Below are 24,377 nucleotides of genomic sequence, written 5' to 3' on the forward strand. Positions count from 1 at the left end.
GTAACGGCGGCTTAGGGTTCCGCCCTTACGGCGGGTTACTTTTGGCAAACGCCCCAAAAGTAACCAAAAAGGCTTGGCCCCACCACTCGGCACCTCGCCTGGGCGAGGTGTGCCCTCACTCCGGCATTGCTCCGTGGGCCGCCGCGAAGGGCCATCCATGGCCCAGCGCGGCTAACCCGGCATCCATGCCGGGTTGCCCACTGCGCAATGCCTGCGTTCGGCCGTCGTGGTTAATGGGGCCTGAAGATCAAAAGCAAAAAGCAAAAAGCAAAAAGCAAAAGCAAGAAAGCGAGGCGGTCTTACAGCCGACCTGTCTCTCCGGCCGTACATGGATCAAATTGTGGGAGCGAGCCTGCTCGCGATGACGTCGGTACATCCAACCTCTCTCGCCCAGGCTGATCGCTTTCGCGAGCAAGTCCACGCACCAGAGCGTGCGGTCACCAGTTGAACAATTGCCGGGCGTTCGCTGTGCTGGCTTCGGCCAGTTGCTCCGGGGTGATTGCCATGATCTCGGCCAGGGCCTCGCAAATCGCCGGCAGGTGTGCCGGGCTGTTGCGTTGGCCGGGGAACATCGCTGGGGCCATGTCCGGGGAGTCGGTTTCCAGTACAACCGCATCCAGTGGCAGTTTCGCCAGGACCCGGTGCATGCGCAGGGCCTGGGGCCAGGTGGCGGCGCCGCCGAGGCCGAGTTTGTAGCCGAGTTTGATGTACTCGCGGGCTTCTTCGAAACTGCCGGCGAAGGCGTGGATGATCCCCGCGCGTTGCAGGGGAAGGCGCTTGAGGGTGGCGATCACCGCTGCGTGGCTGCGGCGTACGTGGATGAGCGCCGGCAGTTCGAACTCCGCCGCCAGTTGCAGTTGCGCTTCGAACAGCGTCTGCTGGCGCTCTCGGTCCAGGTTCTCGATGTAGTAATCCAGGCCGATTTCCCCCACCGCGCACAACTGCCGATGCCCGGCCAGGCGGGCCAGCCAGTCGCGCAGGTGCGTCATGTCGTCGGGGCGATGCTGGTCGAGGTACACAGGGTGCAGGCCCAGCGCGGCGTGCAGGTCCGGGTCGCTTTGTACCAGGTCCCAGACCCGCTGCCAGTTGTCGCGATCCACCCCCAGCACCACCATCTGCCGGACACCCAGGGCGCGGCTTGCGGCCAGCAGCGCCGGGCGATCCGCGTCGAAATCGGGAAAGTCCAGGTGGGTGTGGGTGTCGATCAGCTCCACGATTCAGTCCCGGTGGATACGCTGCTTGAAGGTCCGCGCAATGGCCTGCACGCCAGGCTGGTAGTGGTCGTTTTCGATGGCGGCCAAAGCCAGTTCCAACGCCTTGTCAGCGATCAGCTGATGTTGCTGGGACATGGCATTGACCGGCAATGGCAGGAAATCCAGCAATTGTGTGTCACCGAAGGTGCCCAGGCGCAACGGGCGCGATTTGAGCGGGAAGTCATGCAAGGCGTCGAACACCCCTTGCAGCAGCACGTAGGAGGTGGTGATCAGCGCATCGGGCAAATGCCCCAGGCGCATCAGCAAGTCGTCCATCAACTGCCGGCCGCATTCACGGCTGAACGATTCGCCGTGCTCGACCAGTACCTGGCCTTCGAATCCGCTCAGTGCTTCGCGAAAGCCCGCGGCCCGCTCCTGGCTGATACTCAGCTCGGGGCGCGCGCCGACCAGCACGATCTGTCGGGGTTGCGTCTCCAGCAGGCTGCGGGTCAGTTGCAGACTGGCCTGGCGGTCGTCGCTGATCACCGAGCAGAAGTGCTCAGGCTCCATCACCCGGTCGATGGCGATGATCGGAATGCCCTTGGCCTGCAGTTGGCGGTAGCTGTCATCCCCGGCCGGCAGGCAGCTGGCGACGATCAGCGCGTCGCAGCGCCGGGCGCGGAATAGCTGCAACAACTGCCGCTCACTTTCTGGCGCATCATCGGAACTGGCAATCAGCAACTGATAGCCCTGCGCCCGAGCGCCCTGTTCCAACAGCTTGGCGATACGGGCGTAACTGGGGTTTTCCAGGTCCGGCAGGATGAAGCCCAGGGTGCGGGTATGCCGACTGCGCAATCCCGCGGCCTGGGGGTTAGGCGTGAAGCCATGCTCTTCGACCACCGCACGCACCCGTTCGACGGTCGCATTGCTGATGCGTTGCTGTTCGGCCTTGCCGTTGATGACATAGCTGGCGGTGGTGACGGACACACCGGCCAGTTGGGCGATATCACTGAGTTTCAACCCGTTTTTCCTTGTTTTTTCGAGTTTGCCCGACACTGAGCGTCCATCCTAACCGATTCGGCGCGACGGTCGTGGTCCATACACTGGCGACAAGTTGCACTTCAAGGATGAGAGATTATCGAGTAACGTGCCAATCTTTCTAGATTAAACGTTTCAGCAAGCGTATTTTCAAGGTTAGCAGGATTTTCTGGCCGCGCTGCCGCGATACCGCCAAAAGCCGTCCTGTAACGCTAAGCTCATTCAAAACAATACCTGGCGCCAACCCGACGCCAAAAAGGAGAAAGCATGCTCGAACTCAATCCAGAGCAGATATCCATGGCCCAGACCGCCGTGGATAAAGCCGCCGCGCTGCAATTGCTCGCTGACAAACTGGTGGCCGATGGCTTGGTGGCCGAAGGTTATCTCGCCGGCTTGCAGGCCCGCGAAGCCCAGGGTTCGACCTTTCTTGGCCAAGGTATCGCCATCCCCCACGGTACGCCGCAAACCCGCGACTTGGTGCATTCCACCGGCGTGCGCTTGCTGCAGTTCCCCGAAGGCGTGGATTGGGGCGACGGCCAGATCGTCTACCTGGCGATCGGGATCGCGGCCAAGTCCGACGAACACTTGCGCTTGCTGCAACTGCTGACCCGCGCCCTCGGCGAGACCGACCTGGGGCAGGCGCTGCGGCGTGCCGGCTCCGCCGAAGCCCTGCTGAAGTTGTTGCAAGGTGCGCCGCAGGAGCTGGCCCTGGATGCGCAAATGATCGGGCTCGGCGTGTCGGCCGATGATTTCGAAGAGCTGGTGTGGCGTGGCGCCCGTTTGCTGCGCCAGGCCGATTGCGTGAGTAACGGCTTTGCCGGGGTGTTGCAGCAGGTCGATGCGCTGCCCCTGGGCGATGGCCTGTGGTGGTTGCACAGCGAGCAGACCGTCAAGCGCCCGGGCCTGGCTTTCGTCACACCGGACAAACCCATCCGTTATCTGGGACAGCCCTTGAGTGGCCTGTTCTGCCTCGCCAGTCTCGGCGAAGCTCACCAGGCGTTGCTCGAACGACTCTGCGCCTTGCTGATCGAAGGTCGCGGCCACGAGCTGGGCCGTGCCACCAGCAGCCGCAAGGTGCTGGAAGTGCTCGGTGGTGAACTGCCCGCCGACTGGCCCAGCGCTCGAATCGGGCTGGCCAACGCCCATGGCTTGCATGCGCGTCCGGCGAAGATTCTTGCGCAACTGGCGAAAAGCTTCGAAGGCGAGATCCGCGTGCGCATCGTCGACGGCCAGGACAGCGCCGTGTCGGCCAAGAGCCTGAGCAAGCTGCTGAGCCTCGGCGCCCGTCGTGGCCAGGTCCTGGAATTCATCGCTGAACCGAGCATCGCCGCCGATGCGTTGCCGGCACTGCTGGCGGCCATCGAAGAAGGTTTGGGTGAGGAAGTCGAACCGCTGCCGCCACCGAGCGCCCCGCAGGAAAGCCCGATGGCCGAAGTCGCCACCGTGGTGCTGGCCCCCGAATCCGGCAGTCTGATCCAGGCGGTGCCTGCCGCGCCGGGGATCGCCATTGGCCCGGCTCATATCCAGGTCCTGCAAGCCATCGATTATCCGCTGCGCGGCGAGTCGGCCGCCATCGAGCGCGAGCGCTTGCAAAACGCCTTGAATCAGGTGCGCCGCGACATCGAAGGCCTGATCGAGCGCGCCAAGGCCAAGGCCATCCGCGAAATCTTCGTGACCCACCAGGAAATGCTCGACGACCCGGAACTGACCGACGAAGTCGACACCCGCCTGAAGCTTGGTGAAAGTGCGCAAGCGGCGTGGATGGGCGTGATTGAAGCCGCTGCAAAAGAACAGGAAGCTTTGCAAGATGCACTGCTCGCCGAGCGTGCCGCGGACCTGCGAGACGTCGGCCGGCGTGTGCTGGCGCAGCTATGCGGCGTCGAAACCCCGAACGAACCCGAGCAACCGTACATTCTGGTGATGGACGAGGTCGGTCCATCCGACGTGGCACGCCTGGACCCGAGCCGGGTGGCGGGGATTCTCACCGCACGCGGTGGCGCCACCGCCCACAGCGCGATTGTCGCCCGGGCCCTGGGCATCCCGGCGCTGGTGGGGGCCGGGGCCTCGGTGTTGCTGTTGGCGCCGGGCTCCTCATTGTTGCTGGACGGCCAGCGCGGCCGGCTGCATGTGGAGCCTGATGCCGCTACCTTGCAACGCGCCGTCGAGGAGCGTGACACCCGTGAGCAGCGCCTCAAGGCTGCTGCCGAACAGCGTCACCAACCCGCGTTGACCCGCGACGGCCATCCGGTGGAAGTGTTCGCCAACATCGGCGAAAGCGCCGGTGTCGCCGGCGCGGTGGAGCAGGGGGCCGAAGGCATCGGCCTGTTGCGCACCGAATTGATTTTCATGGCCCACACCCAGGCACCGGACGAAGCGACCCAGGAAACCGAATACCGCAAGGTGCTCGACGGCCTGGCCGGCCGGCCGCTGGTGGTGCGCACGCTGGATGTCGGCGGCGACAAGCCGCTGCCGTACTGGCCGATCGCGAAGGAAGAAAACCCGTTCCTCGGCGTGCGTGGCATCCGCCTGACCTTGCAGCGTCCACAGATCATGGAGGCGCAACTGCGGGCGTTGTTGCGTTCGGCGGACAACCGTCCGTTGCGGATCATGTTCCCGATGGTGGGCAGCGTCGAAGAGTGGCGCCACGCCCGGGACATGACCGAGCGCCTGCGTCGGGAAATCCCGGTGGCGGACCTGCAACTGGGGATCATGATCGAAGTGCCGTCCGCCGCGTTGCTGGCGCCGGTGCTCGCCAAGGAGGTCGACTTCTTCAGCGTGGGCACCAACGACCTGACCCAGTACACCCTGGCCATCGACCGCGGCCATCCAAGTCTTTCGGCCCAGGCCGACGGCTTGCACCCGGCGGTGCTGCAACTGATCGACATCACCGTGCGCGCAGCCCATGCCCATGGCAAATGGGTCGGCGTGTGCGGCGAGCTGGCGGCCGACCCGCTGGCGGTGCCGGTGCTGGTGGGCCTGGGGGTGGATGAACTAAGTGTGTCGGCCCGCAGCATTGCCGAGGTCAAGGCGCGAGTACGCGAACTGAGCCTCGAACAGGCACAGACCCTGGCTCGCGAAGCATTGGCCGTGGGCAGCGCCAATGACGTGCGCGCATTAGTGGAGGCGCTGTAAATGGCGAAGATTCTTACCCTGACCCTCAACCCGGCGCTCGACCTCACGGTGGAACTGGCGCGCCTGGAACCGGGCCAGGTCAACCGCAGCGATGCCATGCACAGCCACGCCGCCGGCAAAGGCGTGAACGTGGCCCAGGTGCTGGCCGACCTGGGGCATACGCTGACCGTCAGTGGCTTTCTGGGTGAAGACAACGCCCAGGCGTTCGAGACGTTGTTCGCGCAACGTGGTTTTATCGACGCCTTTATCCGCGTGCCAGGGGAAACCCGCAGCAACATCAAGCTGGCCGAGCAGGATGGCCGCATCACCGACCTCAACGGCCCCGGCCCGAGGGTCGATGACGCGGCGCAGCAAGCGTTGCTGGCGCGTCTGGAGCAGATCGCTCCCGGGCACGATGCCGTGGTGGTGGCGGGCAGTTTGCCCCGGGGTGTCAGCCCGCAGTGGTTGCAGGCATTGATCACGCGCCTGAAAACCCTCGGCTTGAAAGTGGCCCTCGACACCAGCGGCGAAGCCTTGCGCGTCGCGCTGGCGGCCGGGCCATGGCTGATCAAACCGAACACCGAAGAGCTGGCCGATGTATTGGGTTGCGACGTGGTGACCGAACAGGCCCAGGCCCAAGCGGCGCAACGTCTGCACGCTCAGGGTGTCGAGCATGTGGTGATATCCCACGGCGCCGACGGAGTGAATTGGTTCAGTGTCGGTTCGGCGCTGCACGCTTCGCCCCCCAAGGTCACTGTCGCCAGCACCGTGGGCGCCGGGGATTCGCTGCTGGCGGGCATGCTGCATGGCCTGCTCGGTGCGCACGCCCCGGAACAGACCCTGCGCGCCGCCACGGCCGTCGCCGCGATGGCGGTCACCCAGATCGGCTTCGGCATTCATGACACCGCGCTGCTGGCGTCGCTTGAACAGGGCGTGCGCGTGCGCCCCCTGACAGAACAATAAGAGGGTTCGCGAGAATGAAATTAGCCATTGTGACGGCCTGCCCGAACGGCATGGTCACCAGTGTGTTGTGCGCCCGCCTGCTGGACGCGGCGGCCCAGCGCCAGGGATGGAGCACCAGCGTCGAAGTGCATGACGCGGCCCATCCGGAGCGCCAGTTGTCGGCGGCGACCCTTGAAGCCGCCGAGTGGGTGTTGCTGGTCGCCAGCGGCCCGGTGGACCTGTCGCGGTTCGTCGGCAAACGGGTATTCCGCAGCACACCGGCCCTGGCCCTGCAGGATGTCGACTCGGTGCTGCGCCGTGGCGCCGAAGAGGCGACGGTGCTGCTCGAATCGGATGTTCAACAGGAAGCGGCCGTTGCTGTGCAATCGCCCGCGGCGGCGAGTGAACGTGCGCCGCGCCTGGTTGCCATCACCGCGTGTCCGACGGGCGTGGCCCATACCTTCATGGCCGCCGAGGCATTGCAACAAGCCGCGGCGCGATTGGGCTACGACCTGCAGATCGAAACCCAGGGCTCGGTGGGCGCGCGCAATCCGTTGAGTCCCCAGGCCATCGCCGATGCGGACGTGGTGCTGCTGGCGACCGACATCGAAGTCGCCACCGAGCGTTTTGCCGGCAAGAAGATCTACCGCTGCGGTACAGGCATCGCCTTGAAGCAAGCGGAGGCCACGCTGAAAAAAGCCTTGGCCGAGGGACAACAGGAAACGGCGTCCAGCAGCAGTTCGGGGCCGGCCAAGGCGGAGAAGACCGGCGTCTATAAACATCTGCTGACCGGTGTGTCGTTCATGCTGCCGATGGTGGTGGCCGGCGGTTTGCTGATCGCGTTGTCGTTCGTGTTCGGCATCACCGCATTCAAGGAGCCCGGCACTTTGGCCGCTGCGCTGATGCAGATCGGCGGCGACAGCGCGTTCAAATTGATGGTGCCGTTGCTGGCCGGTTACATCGCCTATTCCATCGCCGACCGTCCGGGTCTCGCGCCGGGGATGATCGGCGGGATGCTGGCGAGCACCCTGGGCGCGGGGTTCATCGGCGGGATCATTGCCGGTTTCCTGGCCGGTTATGCGGCCAAGGCGATCAACCGCTACGCACGCCTGCCCCAGAGCCTGGAAGCGCTCAAGCCGATCCTGATCATCCCGTTGCTGGCGAGCCTGTTTACCGGGCTGGTGATGATCTACGTGGTGGGCAAGCCGGTGGCGGGCATGCTCGAAGGCCTGACCCATTTCCTCGACAGCATGGGCACCACCAATGCGATTCTGTTGGGCGTGCTGCTGGGAGCGATGATGTGTGTCGACCTCGGTGGCCCGATCAACAAGGCCGCCTACGCGTTTTCGGTGGGGCTGCTGGCGTCGCAGAGTTATGCACCAATGGCCGCGACCATGGCCGCCGGCATGGTGCCGCCAATCGGCCTGGGTATCGCCACCTTCATCGCCCGGCGCAAGTTTGCCCAGACCGAGCGCGAGGCCGGTAAGGCGGCGTTGGTGCTGGGACTGTGCTTCATTTCCGAAGGCGCGATTCCGTTCGCGGCGAAGGATCCGTTGCGGGTGATCCCGGCCAGCATCGCAGGGGGGGCGCTGACCGGTGCGCTGTCGATGTACTTTGGCTGCAAGCTCATGGCGCCCCATGGTGGGCTGTTCGTGATGCTGATCCCCAACGCCATCAACCATGCGTTGCTGTATTTGCTGGCGATTGTGGCGGGCAGTCTGCTGACGGCGGTGGCGTATGCGCTGCTCAAGCGGCCGGAGCAAGTCGAGATGGCGCTGGAGCCTGCCAAGGCCTGAGCCATTCTTGAGACAATGAAGTCCCCCTGTGGGAGCGAGCCTGCTCGCGATAGTGCGGTATCAGCCAACAACTTTGTTATCTGACACTCCGCAATCGCGAGCAGGCTCGCTCCCACAATGTTTTTTGCAACGTTCACAAACGATTAACACGAGCGTGCTCTAGTTTCCCCATTTGGGAGGAACACCATGAGCGAGTTCGACCTGGGCCGGCGCCGTGTGATGCAGGCTGTAGGGGCGGGGTTGTTGTTGCCGGGGTTGGCGCCGGCGGTGATTGCTTCGGTCAAGGATCGGCCGGTACTGACCGATGGCGTGCAGTCCGGTGACTTGCAGGGTGACCGGGTGATGATCTGGAGTCGCAGCGACCGCCCGGCGCGGATGGTGGTGGAGTGGGACACCCGTAGCGGCTTCCTCAACCCCCGGCGCGTCGTCTCGCCACTGGCTGACAGCCGCAGCGATTTCACCGCCCGGGTCGAACTCACCGGCCTGCCGCCCGACCAGGCGATTTTCTACCGCGTCCATTTCGAAGACGCCCGGAGCGGCGTCGCCAGTGAGCCCTGGTTGGGTCATCTGCGCAGCGCGCCGCAGTTCAAGCGCAATATCCGTTTTGTCTGGAGCGGCGACACCGTCGGCCAGGGCTTCGGGATCAACCCGGACCTTGGCGGCATGCGCATCTACGAGGCCATGCGCCTGCGCCTGCCGGACTTCTTCATCCACAGCGGCGACACGATTTACGCCGACGGCCCGGTGCCGGCCCAGATCGCCACGGAAGGCGGGCGCATCTGGCGCAACCTCACCACCGAAGCCAAGAGCAAGGTGGCCGAGACGCTGGACGAGTATCGCGGCAACTACCGCTACAACCTGATGGACGAGAACGTGCGGCGTTTCAACGCCGAGGTGCCGCAGATCTGGCAGTGGGACGACCATGAGGTGGTCAACAACTGGTCACCGGGCAAGCAGTTGGACGAGCGCTACCAGACCAAGGATATCGGCACCCTGGTGGGCCGTGCGCGCCAGGCCTGGCTGGAATACGCGCCGATGCGCTTGCAGAAGGCCGATGGCGGCGGGCGGATCTATCGCAAGCTCGCCTATGGACCAATGCTGGATGTGTTCTTCCTCGACATGCGCAGCTACCGCGAGGCCAATGACGCCAACCTCGGCGCGGCCAAACCCTTCCTCGGTCGCGAGCAGTTGAATTGGCTCAAGCGCGAGTTGAAGCAGTCCCGTGCCCAATGGAAAGTCATCGCCGCCGACATGCCCATCGGCCTGGGCGTGCCCGACGGCGAGGTCAGCCCCGGTGTGCCGCGCTGGGAAGCCGTCGCCAACGGTGACCCGGGCCAGGCCCAGGGCCGCGAAGTGGAAATCGCCGAACTGCTCGGGTACCTGCGCAAGCAGCAGGTGCGCAACTACGTCTGGCTTACCGCCGATGTCCACTATTGCGCCGCCCACCACTATCACCCCGAACAGGCCGCGTTCCAGGATTTCGAACCGTTCTGGAAGTTTGTCGCCGGGCCGCTGAACGCCGGCAGCTTCGGACCCAACCCCCTGGACAAGACCTTCGGCCCCGAAGTGGTGTTCCAGAAGGCGCCACCGGCCCAGAACACCTCGCCGTTTGCCGGCTATCAATTCTTTGGCGAGGTGAACATCGACGGGCAGAGCGGGGAGATGAGCGTGGTGTTGCGGGATCTGGAAGGCGTGGCGGTGTTCGAGAAGAAATTGCAGCCGGTGTGAATCCCTGCCGCACAACATTCCCCCTGTGGGAGCGAGCCTGCTCGCGATGCGGTGTGCCAGTCGACAAAAATGCTGTCTGATGCACCGCTATCGCGAGCAGGCTCGCTCCCACAGAAGGGCAAGGGGTTCGGTCAGTAAACGTCCCGCCGATACCGCCCGTGCTCGATCAACCGCTCCACTTCCTCGGCCCCCAGCACGTCGTTGAGCACCCGATCCACTCCCGACGCCATGCCCTGCAAGCTGCCGCAGACATAGATCACCGCGCCGTCGGCCAGCCATTGCTTGAGCAGCGCGGCGGACTCGCGCAGGCGGTCCTGGACGTAGATTTTCTGTTGCTGGTCCCGGGAGAACGCCAGGTCCAGGCGTTCCAGGTCGCCGGAGGTGACCCATTCCTGCAGCTCATCGCGGCAATGGAAATCATGCTCGCGCTGGCGCTCGCCAAACAGCAGCCAGTTGCGTTGCGGGCCTTCGGCGACGCGGGCCTTGAGCAAGCTGCGCAGGCCTGCCAGGCCGGTGCCGTTGCCGAGCAGGATCATCGGCACGTCCTGGGGCGGCAGGTGGAAGCCGCTGTTGCGCCGCACCCGCAGGCTGATGCCGCTGCCCAGCGGGGCATATTCGGTGAGCCAGCCGGAGCCGATGCCCAGGCTGCCGTCGGCGTGGCGTTCCTGGCGCACGATCAGTTCCAGCACGCCATCAGCCGGGATCGAGGCGATGGAATATTCACGCGGCGCCAGCGGGGCCAGCGCGTCCAGCAGCGCCTGGGCATGCAGGCCTACCAGATGGGCGCGGTTTGCCGGCAACTGGCGGGTCGCCAAGGCCTGCTCCAGATGCTGCGGCAATCCGTCGACCTGGACGCGAGCGTTGCCGGCGATACCCAGGCCATCGAGAAAATGCTCGATGGCCAGCAGGTCGTTGCGCGGCAGTATTTCCACCAGGTCGCCGGCGAGCCAACTGCTTGGCCCAGGGGCGCCGAGGCCCAGCAGGTACACACCCGAACCGCTGCTGTCGGGGTTGAGCAAGGTGCGCTGGCTGAGCGTCCACTGTTCGAAATCGGGGGCTTTCCAGGTGTCCGCCGGCGTTTGCCCGGTCAGTTCGGCCAGTTGCTGTTGCCAATGACGCAGGGCGTAAGGGTCGCCGCTGTCGACTTCCACTGGGGCGAACAGGGTCTTGCCGCCGTGCTCCGCCAGCCAGGTGTGCAGGCGCCGGGCGAAACCGCAGAAGTTCTCGTACTGTCGGTCACCCAGGCCCAGCACCGCATACTGCAGGCGCTCCAGGCCCAGGGGGCGACTTAGTATCTTGCGCTCGAAACCCCGGGCGCTGTCCGGTCCTTCGCCGTCGCCAAAGGTACTGACCACAAACAAGGCGTGGGTGGAATTGCTCAGGTCCTGCTCGCTGACCCCGGCCAGTGGCTGAACGTTCACCGGCAGCCCGGCGGCCTGGAGCTGGCCGGCGGTCTGCCACGCCAACTGTTCGGCAAAGCCGCTTTGGCTGGCGAAGCCGATCAGCCATGCGGGCGCGTCGCCGTGGCTGGCCGCCAGCCCTTGCCGCGCCTGGCGGACTTGACGTTTCTTGCGACGACGGTCCAGATACAGCAACCAGCCGGTGATGAAGAACAGCGGCATGGTCAGCGCCGCCACCGTCACCAGGATCCGGCCGATCAGGCCGAAATAGCTGCCGACATGCAGGGCATAGACGCTGGTCAGCAGTTGCGCCTTGAGGCTCTTGTCGCTGTAGCGGCTGTGTTGGCTGACGACGCCGGTGGCCGGGTCGAGGATGATCTGGTTCAGCGCCCGGTCATGGGGCGAGTTTTTCAGCAGGTAGAACACCGTCGCCGGTTGTCCGGCCACCGGCGGCATGCGCACATTGTAGGAGGCCAGGTCCGGGCCGGCGGCGCTGTAGATGCTGCTCCACATGGCCCGGTAATCGGCCACCGGCGGTGGGCCTTCAGGCGCGGGGCCGCGGTTGCGCACCCGTTCTTGATTCGGTGAGTCGGAGAGCAGGCGGGTCACGCCCTTGTTGTACCAGTCGTAGGACCAGGTCAGCCCGGTCAGGGCCGCCAACAGGTAGAACGCCAGGCACCAGGTACCGGCCACCGAATGCAAGTCCCAGTTGAAACTGCGGCCTTTCTTCTTCCAGTCGAGGGCCAGCCAGGCACGCCAGCTGCGCCATTGGCGCGGCCAACGCAGGTACAGCCCGGACAGGCAGAAAAACACCAGGATCAACGTGCAGGCTCCGGTGATCTGCCGGCCTACGTCATCCAGGGCCAGGATGCGGTGCAGCTTGAGCAGCAGGCCGAAGAAGTCCTGGCCCACCACATCGCCCATGAATTGAGCGTTGTACGGGTTGAAATAACGCATGGCACCGCGCTTTTCCCCGGGGGGCGCGGCGAAGATCGCCCGAGCGGCATTGTCGCTGTCAGTCTCGACCCAGAGCATGGCGACGGTTTTACCGGCGGCAGCCTCGATCTGTTCCACCAGTTCGGCGGGCGGCAGGACACCGGCGGGTTGTTTCTCCACCGTCAGCACCTGCGGGTTGAGTGCCCGCAGGATCTCGTCCTGGAACGACACCGCCGCACCGGTAATGCCCATAAATGCCAGGACCAGCCCGGCACTGATGCCGAAAAACCAGTGCAACTGGAACAGGGTTTTCTTCAACACGTCGCCCGCCTTGTTCATTCATTACTATTCATCACGGCGTGCATTATGCCGTGTGTTATCGAGAAGCATTCATAAACACACATAAAAGCCCCGCTCATGAAGATGGGCGGGGCTTTTATGTGTGTGGCCAGCGATGTCGAAAGCCAACCCTGTGGGAGCGAGCCTGCTCGCGATGGCGGCATGTCAGGCGATTGTGTGGTCGACTGATCCACCGCTTAGCGCTCGTCCGAGCGAGGGTGTCCACTGGCCATCACGGCCCCAGCCATTTCCGATCAGAAATGGAAGTTGGTGCTCAACAGCGCCGTGCGCCCCGCCGCCTGGTTGGCGAAATGGGTCGAGAACGCTTTGTCGTAGTAGGTTTCGTTCGTCAGGTTCTGCACGTTGAGTTGCAGGTCCAGGTGCTTGCTGACCTTGTAGGCGGCCATGGCGTCATAGCGTACGTAAGAGTCGACCATGGTGGTGTTGGCCACGCTGCCGAACACATCGTCGACATAGAAAGCGCCGCCGCCGATGCTCAGCTTCGAAGTGAGTGCGTAGGTGGTCCAGACACTGGCGCTGTTCTTCGGTGTGTTCGGCAGCTCATTGCCGTTGGTGACGCTCAACGGGCCGCCGTCGACCTGTTCGCTGTCCAAGTAGCTGTAGCCGGCGAACACTTGCCACTTGTCGGTGATCTTGCCGCTGGCCGACAGTTCGAGACCGTCGACGCGGGTCTTGCCGGCATTCTCATAAGTCGTGGTATCGACCTGGACCCGGGCGTTCTCCTTCTCGGTGCGGAAGATCGCCGCGGTCAGCGAGAGGCGACTGCCCAGCAGATCCCACTTGGTGCCGATCTCGTAGTTCTTGGTGGTTTCCGGCTCCATGTCGCTTGCCAGCAGGTTGCCGCTACGGTCCGGCGTGCCGCCCAGCGGATTGCCCTCCTGGCCTTCGCCGACCATGTTGCCCGGCGGTGTGGCCGAGGTGGCGTAGGACGCGTAGATGCTGCCGTTGTCTGCCGGTTTCCAGACCAGGCCCAACTGACCGGTGACGAACTCACTGACATCGTCGCCTTTGGACGTAGTGGTGCCGGCGGCGTTGTAGGTCTTGTACTTTGTGTCGAAGTGGTCGTAGCGCAGGCCCATGTTCACCAGCCATTGCGGCGTCAGCTCCAGGGTGTCGAACGCATAGAGCGCACGGGTGACGCTGGTGGTGTCGGTGCCGGCGTAGTTGCGCGCGATGGTGCCGTTCCACGGATCGTCCGGGTTCGGGTTGGACAACGAGGTGCAGTTGAAGCCACTCGACGAACCGATCATTGCCGGGGTGCAGTTGGTGTTCGCAGCGGCGGTGCCCGGTACGGTGTCGGTGTTGACGGTGTAGGAGGACTTTTCACCTTTCTCGCGGCTCAGCTCGATGCCGGTGGAGAAGCTGTTCTTGAACCCGGCCACATAGAAATCGCCAAACAGATCGGTCTGGTTGGTGGTGGTGTCGACGTTGCTGACCCGGGTGTTGGCCCGACGCCAGACTGTCCCATTGTTGACGTTGCCCTTGCTGTCGTCGGGCTGGGTCAGGATGTAGTCCTGCATGCTCGAGCCGTGGCGCAGGGTGTTCTTGACCGTCAGGGCATCGTTCAGGTCGTGTTCGATGGCGAAGGTCGCGGTGTCGACGCGGGTCTTGCGGAAGTCGCGGTCGGTGAGGCCATAGAAGTTGCTGCTGTCGCCGCCGTCGTTGGGCTTGTCCGGGTTGGACTTGGTGCGGTCTGCCGTTCTTCCTGACGCTGGCATGCTGTAAGGGATGCCCGAGTCCGGCAGGTCATTGCTTTCCAGATGGTAGTAGTCGAGGTTGACCCGGGTGTCCGTGCCGAGGCCGAACGCCAGCGAGGGCGCGATGCCCCAGCGGTCGTTATTGACCTTGTCGCGGCCGGCGACGTTGTTTTCGTGGCTCATCAGGTTGAGACGGCCGGCGGCGCTGTCGCTGAACTGATAGTTGCCATCCAGGGTGTAGCGCTGGGTCTGGTCCGAGCCCCAGGTGAAGCCTCCATCGAGGCTGTCGCCGAGGTGGGCCTTCTTGCTCACCAGGTTGATGGTGCCACCTGCCGCGCCACGACCACCGATGGCCGAGTTCGGGCCTTTGCTGACTTCGATGGATTCAATGGCGAAGATCTCGCGGCTTTGCGAGCCGGTGTCGCGCATGCCATCCAGATAAGTGTCGCCCTGGGCATCGAAACCGCGGATGAATGGACGGTCACCCTGGGGATTGCCGCCTTCACCAGCGCCGAATGTAATGCCCGGCACGGTGCGCAGGGCATCCTGCATATTGAGCGCGCCGGTGTCCTTGAGCACTTGCTGGGGGATGACGGTCACCGAGCGCGGGGTGTCGACCAGCGGCGCGGTATATTTCGGGGAAGAGGCTTTTTCGACCTGATAGGAGGTCGTGTCCTGAGCTTCGCCGGTGATGCTGGTGGCATCCAGGGCAATGGCCTCGCGCGGGGATTTCTCATCGGTATTCTCCGCCGCCTGGGCCAACTGGGCTGCGGACGTCGCACTCAGCGCGACGCCGATGGCGGATGCCAGCAGACGGGGTGATTGGACCGGTAATTGTGGTGATTGACGCGACATGAAGGTTGCCTTCCCCAAGGTTTCGAGGCCGCGGAATATAGGGTAAACGTGTATTTGTATCAATTGCGAAATATTGCTATTTGAGAGGAATTTACGTTCTTTACACTTTGCCTTTACGGCGTTGATCACATGATGTGCAGTGGGGGTTGTGCACAGACAATAAGAATCACTACCATTGACGCCCATTTTATCCACAGGCCTGATCCATGTTGCTGCACATCCCCGGTGTGTTTTCTCCTGACGAAGTGCAGCGCATCCGCGAGGCACTGGAACAGGCCGAATGGGCGGACGGAAAGATCACCGCCGGTTATCAGTCGGCCAAGGCCAAGCACAACCTGCAATTGCCCGAGGGCCATCCCCTGGCCAAGGAAATCGGCGCGGCGATGCTCGAGCGGTTGTGGAGCAACCCGTTGTTCATGTCCGCCGCGATACCGCACAAGGTCTTCCCGCCGCTATTGAACTGCTACACCGCCGGCGGCAACTTCGACTTCCACATCGACAACGCCGTGCGCCAACCCAAGAGCAGCGCCGAACGGGTGCGCACCGATCTGTCGGCCACCCTGTTCTTCAGCGATCCCCAGGACTACGACGGCGGCGAGCTGGAGATCCAGGACACCTACGGCACCCAACGGGTCAAGCTGCCGGCCGGAGACATGGTGTTGTATCCGGGCACCAGCCTGCACAAGGTCAACCCGGTAACCCGTGGTGCCCGCTATGCGTCGTTCTTCTGGATCCAGAGCCTGGTGCGCGAGGACAGCCAGCGCGCGTTGCTGTTCGAGATGGATGGGGCGATCCAGGCGTTGACTCGCGACGTGCCGGATCACCCTTCGTTGATTCGCCTGACCGGCACCTACCACAACCTGTTGCGCCGCTGGGTAGAGGTGTAGATGGCGGATTTTCGTCTGCGCCGCAAGGAGGTGCTCGACGGCGAGCATCTTCGGGCCATGCTGGATGAAAGCCCGGCGCGGGCGGCCCAGGCGATCCTGCTCGCGGCGGGCGAAGGCGTGCTCGATGCCCAGGCGTTGCTGGGGCAGATCCTGCTCGACGGCCAGGGCATCGCCCGGGATCCGGTGCTGGCGGTACGTTGGTTCGACATTGCCGCGCGGCGAGGGCAGCCAATGGCGCGCAACATGCTGGGGCGTTGCCATGAACACGGTTGGGGTTGTGTCGCCGATGCCAGCGTCGCCGCCGGGCATTACCGCCTGGCCGCCGAGGCGGGGTTGGACTGGGGGATGTACAACTACGCCAATCTGCTGGCGACCGGGCGCGGTGTGGCCCAAGACCAGGCGCAGGCCTTGAGTCTCTACCGTCGCGCCGCCGAGGCGGGTCACGCAAAGTCGATGAATCTGCTGGGGCGATATCTGGAAGACGGACGTTGCTGCCGGGCGGATCCGTTAGCGGCGGTTGAGTGGTATCGACGCTCGGCCGAAGCTGGCGATTTTCGGGGGCAGTTCAGTCATGCGGCGGTGTTGGCGGGGAAGGGGCTCATTGACGAGGCCCTGGGCTGGTTGCGCAAGGCGCTGGCTACCGGGAACGTGAATTTCCTGCGTGTGAGCAGTGAATCGTTATTGGGTGCCTCTCACCCTGAGATTCGCGCCATGGCGCATGCTTACCACCAGCGTTTTCTCCAGTTGACCCCGTTGCCGTAGCGAACGGGATGATTCGAGACCTGGCAGCGCAAAAAAAAGGTCCATGACGTCATGGACCTTTTTATCGACAGGTTGCGTTACACGTAGAACGACTTCAAGGGCGGGAAGCCATTGAATTCCACGGCGCTGTAGCTGGTGGTGTAGGCACCGGTCGAGAGCCAGTACAGGCGGTCGCCGATGGCCAGGTTCAGTGGCAGGCCGTACTTGTAGTTCTCGTACATGATGTCGGCGCTGTCGCAGGTCGGGCCGGCGATGACCACTTCTTCCATCTCGCCTTTCTTCTCGGTCCAGATCGGGAACTTGATGGCTTCGTCCATGGTTTCGATCAGGCCGGAGAACTTGCCCACGTCGGTGTAGACCCAACGCTCGACGGCGGTACGGGATTTACGGGCGACCAGCACCACTTCGCTGACGAGGATACCGGCGTTGGCAATCAGCGAACGGCCCGGCTCGAGGATGATCTCCGGCAGGTCGTCGCCGAAGTCTTCCTTGAGGAAGCGGATGATTTCCTCGGCGTAGGTTTCCAGGCTGTTGGTGCGGGTGATGTAGTTGGCCGGGAAGCCACCGCCCATGTTGATCAGTTTCAGCTCGATGCCGTCTTCTTCCTTGAGACGCTCGAAGATCACCTTGACCTTGGCGATGGCGGCGTCCCAGACGCTGATGTCGCGCTGTTGCGAGCCGACGTGGAACGAGATGCCGTACGGCACCAGGCCCAGGTCGCGGGCCAGGATCAGCAGGTCCATGGCCATGTCGGTCTGGCAGCCGAATTTGCGCGACAGCGGCCAGTCGGCGGTGGTCGAGCCTTCGGTCAGGATGCGTACATAGACTTTCGAACCCGGCGCGGCCTTGGCGATGTTGCGCAGGTCGGCTTCGGAGTCGGTGGCGTACAGGCGCACGCCCTTGTCGTAGAAGTAGCGGATGTCCCGGGACTTCTTGATGGTGTTGCCGTAGCTGATCTGGTCGGGGGTGACGCCCCGGCTCAGGACCTTGTCCAGCTCATAGATCGAGGCGATGTCGAAGTTCGAGCCTTTCTGCTTGAGCAGGTCGATGATTTCCACCGCCGGGTTGGCCTTGACGGCGTAGTAGACCTTGGCGAATTCGAAACCTGCGCGCAGGTCATCGTAGGCCTGGGCGATCATCGCGGTGTCGATCACCACGAACGGGGTTTCCTGCTTGTCGGCGAATGCCTTCATTTTCTGAAAGGTTTCGCGCGCGAAATAATCTTCGACCTGGATCGACATACGTTGGGACTCCTACTGGCAAACATCAGAATCAATGGGTTTGAGGGCAAGCTGCCCCCGTGAACGTCCTCCGTATCCCCACTTTGGTTCGCCTACTTCCCAAGGCATGTCGCCGAAAGCAAAAAGGCCATGGGCTGCGTGGTGCCCTTGGCCTTGCTGTCTCGTCGTCAGTACTTGAGCCGGATGGATCGTTTCCAGCATGGACGTTCGGCGCGAACTTTAGGGCGTGAGGGGCCTGAGATCAACTAAAAATGTCGCGTTTTTGCACACATCCGTCGTGCGGCCCGCGACAGCTCTTGATGTAACCGACCTGTGTGACGGATTGATGTTCCCCTGAGTCGGCTAAAGAGCCTGCCTGGTGTGGTGGGCGCTGCTGTGGCGAGGGAGCTTGCTCCCGCTTGAGTGCGGAGCGCTCATCGGTTTTTTGGGGGCCGCTTCGCGACCCAGCGGGAGCAAGCTCCCTCGCCACAAAGGTGAACTCTCCTGATCAGGCCTGCGCGGTTTCGGCCGGCGAGACAATGCTGGTCTTGCCGCCACGAGAGCGTCCGGAACTCAGGTACTCGGCGATGGACTCCTGGGTCACCTCGCCGAGGAACACCCGTTCGGCATCCATCACCGGCAGCCACGAGCGGTTGAACTCGTACATGCGCGACAGCAGGATCCGCAAGTGCTCGTCATAGGCCGCCGTGGCATTGAACTCCCGCAGGAATTGCCCGCAGGTGCCGGTCTGGCGGTGCAGGTCGCGCCGGCGCACATAGCCCAGGGCCTTGTTCTCGGCGCAGGTGACTACCACGTAGCGACGGTCATGCTCGTCCATCAATTCCAGCGCCTCGGCCACCGGGGTTTCCGGGCTGACCGAGGGCGCGTTGTCGGCCGCGTCCTCGGCCTTGACCAGCAGCAGACGCTTGAGCGTGCTGTCCTGGCCGACGAAATTGCTGACGAACTCGTCGGCCGGGTGCGCCAGCAGCGTGTCCGGATGGTCGCACTGGACCAGCTTGCCGGCACGGAAGATCGCAATCCTGTCCCCCAGCTTGATGGCCTCGTCGATGTCGTGGCTGACCATGATCACGGTCTTGTTCAGCGCCCGTTGCATGTCGAAGAACTCGTTCTGGATCATCTCGCGGTTGATCGGGTCCACCGCGCCGAAGGGCTCGTCCATCAACAGCAGCGGCGCATCGGCCGCCAGGGCACGGATCACGCCGATCCGTTGCTGCTGGCCGCCCGACAGTTCACGGGGATAGCGATGCAGGTACTGCTTGGGTTCGAGCTTGATCATGCTCATCAGCTCGCGGGCGCGGTCGTGGCATTTCTGCTTGTCCCAGCCGAGCAGCTTCGGCACCACCACGATGTTCTCCTCGATGGTCATGTTCGGGAACAGGCCGATCTGCTGGATCACGTAGCCGATGTTGCGGCGCAGGGTCACTTCGTCGAGGCCGGTGGTGTCTTCGCCATTGATCAGGATCTTGCCCGAGGTGGGCTTGATCAGCCGATTGATCATCTTCAACGTGGTGCTCTTGCCACAGCCCGACGGCCCGAGGAATACGCAGATCTCGCCTTCGTTGACGGTCAGGTTCACCGAGTCCACGGCTTTCACATCCTTGCCGTTGCTCTGGAAGATTTTGCTGAGGTTTTGAAGTTCGATCATTTGAGGAGTCCTGTGTAGGGGGTGTTCGCCGCAAATGACGGGCGCGTTGGAGCTGAGATCGCGCCGGGCAAGGCGTGGGACGCAGGGAATGGTGTTCCCTTTCCAAGTCCCACAACGCAGCCCGGCGCGATCTCAGCTCCAACCCGTAGGGCCGAGCCCCACAAAGCGCAATCCGTCGTTGCTCGTCGTTCATTTGGATAAACCAAACTTCTCTCCTCGCGCCTAGTCTTGCGCTTTGTGGGGCGTCGGCGCGCCCGTCATTTGCGGCGAACACCCCCTACTAGTCAGCGAGCGTTGCAGCCATTGCAAAAGTAGGTCGGCGAAGATGGCCAGGAGGCTGACCAGCACGGCGCCGACGATCAGCATCGACATGTCGCTGCGGCTGATGGAAGCGAGGATCAGTACGCCCAGGCCACCGGCGCCGATGGTGGCGGCGATGGTCATGACGCCGATGTTCATGACCACGGCGGTGCGCACGCCGGCGAGGATCACGGGTACGGCGATGGGCAGTTCGACCATGCGCAGGCGCTGGCCGAAGGTCATGCCGATGCCGCGGGCGGCTTCACGGATGCCCGGTTCAACGCCGGTGAGGGCCAGGTAGGTGTTGCGCATGATCGGCAGCAGCGAGTACAGGAACACGGCGGTAATCGCCGGCATCGGCCCCAGGCCCTGGCCGACCTTCGAGTAGAACGGCAATAACAGGCCGAACAGGGCAATCGACGGGATCGTCAGCAGCACTGTCGCGCTGGCCTGCAACGGCCCGGCGAGTGCCGGGAAGCGGGTCATGAAAATGCCCAAGGGCACGCCGATGAGAATCGCCAGGGTGACGGCGATGCCTACCAGGGTGATGTGCTGCCAGGTCAGGTGCATCACCTGCTGCCAGTCGAGATGGGAAAAGGCGTTCAACAGTTCCATGGCTTTTTCCTCAGTCGATGGGGTGCTGGCGCAGGAAGTCGGCGGCCACCACGGAAGGGCTTTCATGGTCGACGTCCACGCGGGCATTGAGTTGGCGCATGGTTTCGTCGTCGAACAGCTCGGCCAGCGGCTTGAGTTGCGCGGCCAGTTGCGGATGGGCGTCGAGGAACGCCTGGCGCACCACCGGCGCGGCGGTGTAGTCGGGGAAGTAGTGCTTGTCGTCCTCGAGCAATTTCAACTTGAAGGCGTTCAACCGGCCGTCGGTGGTGTACACCAGCCCGGCGAATACCTGGCCGTTGCGCAGGGCGGTGTAGACCAGTCCTGCGTCCATCTGCCGGATATTTTTGCGGGTCAGGTTCATGCCGTACTGCTCGACCAGGCCCGCCAGTCCATCAGAGCGGTTGGCGAATTCGGTGTCCAGGGCCACCAGATGGTTCTCGTCCGCTTCGGCCTGCAGAACGCTGTTCAATTGGCTGATGTTGCGGATCTGCGGGTACTGGCGGGCGACTTTCTCCGGCAGCGCCAGGGCGTAGGTGTTGCTGAATTTCGACGGCGCCAGCCAGGCCAGGCCCTTTTTCGCATCGAGTGCTTTCACCCGGGCGTAGGACTGGGCGCTGTCGAGTTTCTCCGTGACATGGTTGTAGGCCACCAGGGACACGCCGGTGTATTCCCAGAGCAGGTCCAGTTGCCCGGTTTCATGGGCGCTGCGGGCCAGGTTGCTGCCCAGGCCGCCAGTGATCTGCGCGTCGTAGCCTTTGCTGCGCAGGTATTGCGCGGTGATCTCCGCCAGCAGCGTCTGCTCGGTGAAGACCCGGGCGCCGAGGCGGATCAGCGGTTTTTCCGCCGCTTGGGCGAACCCGGCGAACAGCAGCACGCAGCCCAGTATCAAGCTCAACTTTTTCATGATGATTCCTTTATCCAGCCGGCTTTATGACGGTCGCAGACCGCGTTCCAGCCAGAGTCGGCTGGCCAGTGTCACCAGGCCGTCGAGCAACAACGCCAGCAGGGCGGTGCAAGCGGCGCCGAGCAGCAGCTGCGGCTGATTGTTCAAGGCGATGCCCGGGAAGATCAGGCTGCCAAGGCTGTTGGCACCGATCAGGAAGGCCAGCGGCGCGGTGCCGACGTTGATCGCCAGGGCGACCCGCACGCCACCGACAATGATCGGCACGGCGTTAGGCAGTTCGACTTTCCACAGCACCTGGCGCGGGGTCATGCCGATGCCGGTGGCGGCTTCCTTGAGCGAACCCTGGACGTTTTTCAGGCCTTCGTAGGTGTTGCGCACGATGGGCAGCAGCGAGGCGAGGAACAGGGCGAAGATGGCCGGCCCGCTGCCGATCCCCAGCACGCCGAGGGCGATGGCCAGTACGGCCAGGGGCGGCACGGTGTTGCCGATATTGAAGACTTGCATGAAGCGCTCGGCGCGCCCGACCATGCCGGGTCGGCTCAAGGCGATACCGGCGGGGATGCCGACGAGCAGGGCTGCCAGCATGGAAACCAGTACCAGCATCAGGTGGGCTTGCAGATAGAACAACAGGTCGTCGCGATAATGTCGGATCGTATCGATGCCGATCCAGTGGACCAACAGGGCCAGGAGCGCGACGACGACCACGCCTCCTGTCAGCCCTTTGCCATAGCGGATAGCCACAGGCGGACTCCTTTGTCTTTCAGTCGGCGCACGCTTCCCCAGGCGGCAGACCGTGGGGTTGCCGGGAAAACGTTCGCGAAAAGCAGCTCTTTTCGATGCCGGTAAAACGGCAGGTGATCGAGCCATGAGCGCAGCCTCGTCAGGCTAACTTGCTGATTTTTCAGCCCCTGACGAATAAATGCAGCAGGGGGGTGGACGTCTCCACGGCGCAAAAGGTTCCCCGTCGGCAAGCCTCCGGCCACCTTCGATGTGCTCAACGGTTCGGTTCCTGGCACAAGTTGAGCTATAATCGCCGCCCTTTTTTGAATCACCTGCCAGGCGATTTCCCATGACCAAACAGGCCGCCGAAGTCGCGAAACGCCGCACTTTCGCCATTATTTCCCACCCCGATGCCGGTAAGACCACCATCACCGAGAAGCTCCTGCTGATGGGCAAGGCGATTGCGATTGCCGGCACGGTGAAGTCGCGCAAGTCCGACCGCCATGCCACCTCCGACTGGATGGAGATGGAGAAGCAGCGGGGTATTTCCATTACCACGTCGGTCATGCAGTTCCCGTATCGCGAACACATGATCAACCTGCTCGACACCCCAGGCCACGAAGACTTCTCCGAAGACACCTACCGCACCCTGACCGCGGTGGACTCGGCGTTGATGGTGCTCGACGGCGGTAAAGGCGTCGAGCCGCGGACCATTGCGCTGATGGAAGTCTGCCGCCTGCGGGACACGCCGATTGTCAGCTTCATCAACAAACTCGACCGCGACATCCGCGACCCGATCGAACTGCTCGACGAGATCGAGGCAGTGCTGAAGATCAAGGCTGCGCCGATCACCTGGCCGATTGGCTGCTACCGTGACTTCAAGGGCGTGTACCACCTGGCCGGTGACTACATCATCGTCTACACCGCCGGTCATGGCCACGAGCGCACCGAAACCAAGATCATCGAACGACTGGACTCCGACGAAGCGCGCGCGCACCTGGGCGACGAATACGAGCGTTTCGTCGAACAACTGGAACTGGTGCAGGGTGCCTGCCATGAGTTCGACCAGCAGGCGTTCATCGATGGTCAGATGACTCCGGTGTTCTTCGGTACCGCGCTGGGCAATTTCGGTGTGGACCACGTGCTCGACGCCGTGGTCGACTGGGCCCCGCGTCCGCTGCCGCGGGTCGCCAACGAGCGTACCGTGGAGCCGGTGGAAGAGAAGTTCTCGGGCTTCATCTTCAAGATCCAGGCGAACATGGACCCCAAGCACCGCGACCGTATCGCGTTCATGCGCATCTGCTCCGGCAAGTACGAAAAAGGCATGAAGATGCGCCATGTGCGCACCGGCAAGGACGTGCGCATCGGCGACGCCCTGACCTTCTTCTCGTCGGAACGCGAACAACTGGAAGAGGCCTTCGCCGGTGACATCATCGGCTTGCACAACCATGGCACGATCCAGATCGGCGACACCTTCACCGAAGGCGAAACCCTGGGCTTCACCGGCATCCCGCACTTCGCCCCGGAATTGTTCCGCCGCGTACGCCTGAAGGATCCGCTCAAGTCCAAGCAACTGCGCCAGGGCCTGCAACAACTGGCCGAAGAGGGCGCTACCCAGGTGTTCTTCCCCGAGCGCAGCAACGACATCATTCTCGGTGCGGTCGGCGTGCTGCAGTTCGATGTGGTCGCCAGCCGCTTGAAGGAGGAATACAAGGTCGAGTGCTCCTATGAGCCGATCACCGTGTACTCGGCCCGCTGGATCGAATGCGGCGATAAGAAGAAGCTTGAAGAGTTTTCCAATAAAGCCGTGGAAAACCTCGCCCTGGACGGTGGCGGTCACCTGACCTATCTGGCTCCGACCCGGGTCAACCTGGCGCTGATGGAAGAGCGCTGGCCGGACGTGAAATTCCGCGCGACCCGCGAGCATCACTAAGCGCTGAGCGGCAAGACCCAAAGCCCCGTTGCGAAAGCTGCGGGGCTTTTTTCTGCCTGCTCGTTACGGCGCTGCCCCTGTGGGAGCCGAGTGTGCTCGCGATGGCGGTGGCCCATTCGGCATTGATGTTGACTGATAGATCGCCATCGCGAGCAGGCTCGCTCCCACAGTGGAACTGCTGGATAGAGGATATTTATGTACGACGCCAGAGACTGTGGGAGCGAGCTTGCTCGCGATGGCGGCGCCCCATTCGGCATTGATGTTGGCTGACAGGTCGCTATCGCGAGCAGGCTCGCTCCCACAGTGGAACTGCT

At 63.3% G+C, this 24,377-nt stretch carries 16 protein-coding genes; 7 read left to right on the plus strand and 9 right to left on the minus strand.

Features of this window, described 5'->3' with window-relative positions:
- Window positions 1-437: 437 nt before the first annotated feature.
- Window positions 438-1,214 (minus strand): TatD family hydrolase, encoded by a 777-nt coding sequence (locus tag N005_RS03465; RefSeq protein WP_047699435.1) that lies wholly within the window; start codon window positions 1,212-1,214, stop codon window positions 438-440.
- A gap of 3 nt (window positions 1,215-1,217) precedes the next feature.
- On the minus strand, window positions 1,218-2,213 hold the full coding sequence (cra, locus tag N005_RS03470) for a catabolite repressor/activator (protein ID WP_047699437.1): 996 nt from the start codon (window positions 2,211-2,213) through the stop codon (window positions 1,218-1,220).
- Window positions 2,214-2,498: 285 nt separating this feature from the next.
- Here cra and ptsP point away from each other — a divergent pair, with 285 nt between their 5' ends.
- The 4 genes from ptsP to N005_RS03490 all read left to right on the plus strand — a co-directional run bounded on the left by ptsP (window position 2,499) and on the right by N005_RS03490 (window position 9,808).
- Window positions 2,499-5,363 (plus strand): phosphoenolpyruvate--protein phosphotransferase, encoded by a 2,865-nt coding sequence (gene ptsP, locus N005_RS03475; protein WP_047699439.1) that lies wholly within the window; start codon window positions 2,499-2,501, stop codon window positions 5,361-5,363.
- Window positions 5,364-6,305, plus strand: a complete 942-nt coding sequence (gene pfkB, locus N005_RS03480) for a 1-phosphofructokinase (RefSeq protein WP_047699441.1) — start codon at window positions 5,364-5,366, stop codon at window positions 6,303-6,305. It begins immediately after the preceding gene.
- Window positions 6,306-6,319: 14 nt separating this feature from the next.
- The gene (locus N005_RS03485) at window positions 6,320-8,080 is read left to right on the plus strand and encodes a PTS fructose-like transporter subunit IIB (protein ID WP_047699443.1); all 1,761 of its coding nucleotides are present in this window, start codon (window positions 6,320-6,322) and stop codon (window positions 8,078-8,080) included.
- 186 nt (window positions 8,081-8,266) lie between these two features.
- Window positions 8,267-9,808: an alkaline phosphatase D family protein gene (locus tag N005_RS03490; protein ID WP_047699444.1), complete on the plus strand. Its 1,542-nt coding sequence runs from the start codon at window positions 8,267-8,269 to the stop codon at window positions 9,806-9,808.
- A 131-nt stretch (window positions 9,809-9,939) separates the two neighbouring features.
- On the opposite strand, the gene N005_RS03495 is transcribed toward N005_RS03490, so the two are convergent.
- Together N005_RS03495 and N005_RS03500 are read right to left on the minus strand one after the other, a co-directional pair.
- The gene (locus tag N005_RS03495) at window positions 9,940-12,465 is read right to left on the minus strand and encodes a PepSY domain-containing protein (RefSeq protein ID WP_047699699.1); all 2,526 of its coding nucleotides are present in this window, start codon (window positions 12,463-12,465) and stop codon (window positions 9,940-9,942) included.
- A gap of 272 nt (window positions 12,466-12,737) precedes the next feature.
- A complete protein-coding gene (locus tag N005_RS03500; RefSeq protein WP_047699446.1) occupies window positions 12,738-15,056 on the minus strand; it encodes a TonB-dependent receptor in 2,319 nt (772 codons plus the stop codon).
- A gap of 206 nt (window positions 15,057-15,262) precedes the next feature.
- On the opposite strand from N005_RS03500, the gene N005_RS03505 reads away from it, so the two are divergent.
- Both N005_RS03505 and N005_RS03510 read left to right on the plus strand, forming a co-directional pair.
- Window positions 15,263-15,943 carry a Fe2+-dependent dioxygenase gene (locus N005_RS03505; RefSeq protein ID WP_047699448.1) on the plus strand — a complete coding sequence of 227 codons (681 nt, stop codon included), beginning with the start codon at window positions 15,263-15,265 and terminating at the stop codon, window positions 15,941-15,943.
- Window positions 15,944-16,705 carry a tetratricopeptide repeat protein gene (locus tag N005_RS03510; protein ID WP_047699450.1) on the plus strand — a complete coding sequence of 254 codons (762 nt, stop codon included), beginning with the start codon at window positions 15,944-15,946 and terminating at the stop codon, window positions 16,703-16,705.
- Between the two features lie 77 nt (window positions 16,706-16,782).
- Here N005_RS03510 and N005_RS03515 read toward each other — a convergent pair whose 3' ends face one another.
- The 5 genes from N005_RS03515 to N005_RS03535 form a co-directional block, all read right to left on the minus strand.
- A complete protein-coding gene (locus N005_RS03515) occupies window positions 16,783-17,946 on the minus strand; it encodes a type III PLP-dependent enzyme (protein WP_047699451.1) in 1,164 nt (387 codons plus the stop codon).
- A 487-nt stretch (window positions 17,947-18,433) separates the two neighbouring features.
- Window positions 18,434-19,591 carry an osmoprotectant ABC transporter ATP-binding protein OsmV gene (locus N005_RS03520; RefSeq protein WP_047699453.1) on the minus strand — a complete coding sequence of 386 codons (1,158 nt, stop codon included), beginning with the start codon at window positions 19,589-19,591 and terminating at the stop codon, window positions 18,434-18,436.
- A 222-nt stretch (window positions 19,592-19,813) separates the two neighbouring features.
- Complete coding sequence (locus N005_RS03525) at window positions 19,814-20,506, minus strand: ABC transporter permease (RefSeq protein ID WP_047699455.1); 693 nt, start codon at window positions 20,504-20,506, stop codon at window positions 19,814-19,816.
- Between the two features lie 10 nt (window positions 20,507-20,516).
- Entirely contained in the window at window positions 20,517-21,410 is an 894-nt protein-coding gene (locus tag N005_RS03530; RefSeq protein ID WP_047699456.1) for a glycine betaine ABC transporter substrate-binding protein, read from the minus strand.
- Between the two features lie 24 nt (window positions 21,411-21,434).
- Window positions 21,435-22,151 carry an ABC transporter permease gene (locus tag N005_RS03535; protein WP_047699458.1) on the minus strand — a complete coding sequence of 239 codons (717 nt, stop codon included), beginning with the start codon at window positions 22,149-22,151 and terminating at the stop codon, window positions 21,435-21,437.
- Between the two features lie 328 nt (window positions 22,152-22,479).
- Here N005_RS03535 and N005_RS03540 point away from each other — a divergent pair, with 328 nt between their 5' ends.
- Window positions 22,480-24,063: a peptide chain release factor 3 gene (locus N005_RS03540; protein ID WP_047699459.1), complete on the plus strand. Its 1,584-nt coding sequence runs from the start codon at window positions 22,480-22,482 to the stop codon at window positions 24,061-24,063.
- Window positions 24,064-24,377 lie beyond the last annotated feature (314 nt).

Source organism: Pseudomonas mediterranea CFBP 5447 (assembly GCF_000774145.1).
Lineage (GTDB): Bacteria > Pseudomonadota > Gammaproteobacteria > Pseudomonadales > Pseudomonadaceae > Aquipseudomonas > Aquipseudomonas mediterranea.

Coding starts and splice junctions, on each gene's coding strand:
- ptsP (WP_047699439.1), top strand. CDS start 2,499: ATGCTCGAACTCAATCCAGAGCAGATATCCATGGCCCAGACCGCCGTG.
- pfkB (WP_047699441.1), top strand. CDS start 5,364: ATGGCGAAGATTCTTACCCTGACCCTCAACCCGGCGCTCGACCTCACG.
- N005_RS03485 (WP_047699443.1), top strand. CDS start 6,320: ATGAAATTAGCCATTGTGACGGCCTGCCCGAACGGCATGGTCACCAGT.
- N005_RS03490 (WP_047699444.1), top strand. CDS start 8,267: ATGAGCGAGTTCGACCTGGGCCGGCGCCGTGTGATGCAGGCTGTAGGG.
- N005_RS03500 (WP_047699446.1), bottom strand. CDS start 15,056: ATGTCGCGTCAATCACCACAATTACCGGTCCAATCACCCCGTCTGCTG.
- N005_RS03505 (WP_047699448.1), top strand. CDS start 15,263: ATGTTGCTGCACATCCCCGGTGTGTTTTCTCCTGACGAAGTGCAGCGC.
- N005_RS03510 (WP_047699450.1), top strand. CDS start 15,944: ATGGCGGATTTTCGTCTGCGCCGCAAGGAGGTGCTCGACGGCGAGCAT.
- N005_RS03515 (WP_047699451.1), bottom strand. CDS start 17,946: ATGTCGATCCAGGTCGAAGATTATTTCGCGCGCGAAACCTTTCAGAAA.
- N005_RS03520 (WP_047699453.1), bottom strand. CDS start 19,591: ATGATCGAACTTCAAAACCTCAGCAAAATCTTCCAGAGCAACGGCAAG.
- N005_RS03525 (WP_047699455.1), bottom strand. CDS start 20,506: ATGGAACTGTTGAACGCCTTTTCCCATCTCGACTGGCAGCAGGTGATG.
- N005_RS03530 (WP_047699456.1), bottom strand. CDS start 21,410: ATGAAAAAGTTGAGCTTGATACTGGGCTGCGTGCTGCTGTTCGCCGGG.
- N005_RS03540 (WP_047699459.1), top strand. CDS start 22,480: ATGACCAAACAGGCCGCCGAAGTCGCGAAACGCCGCACTTTCGCCATT.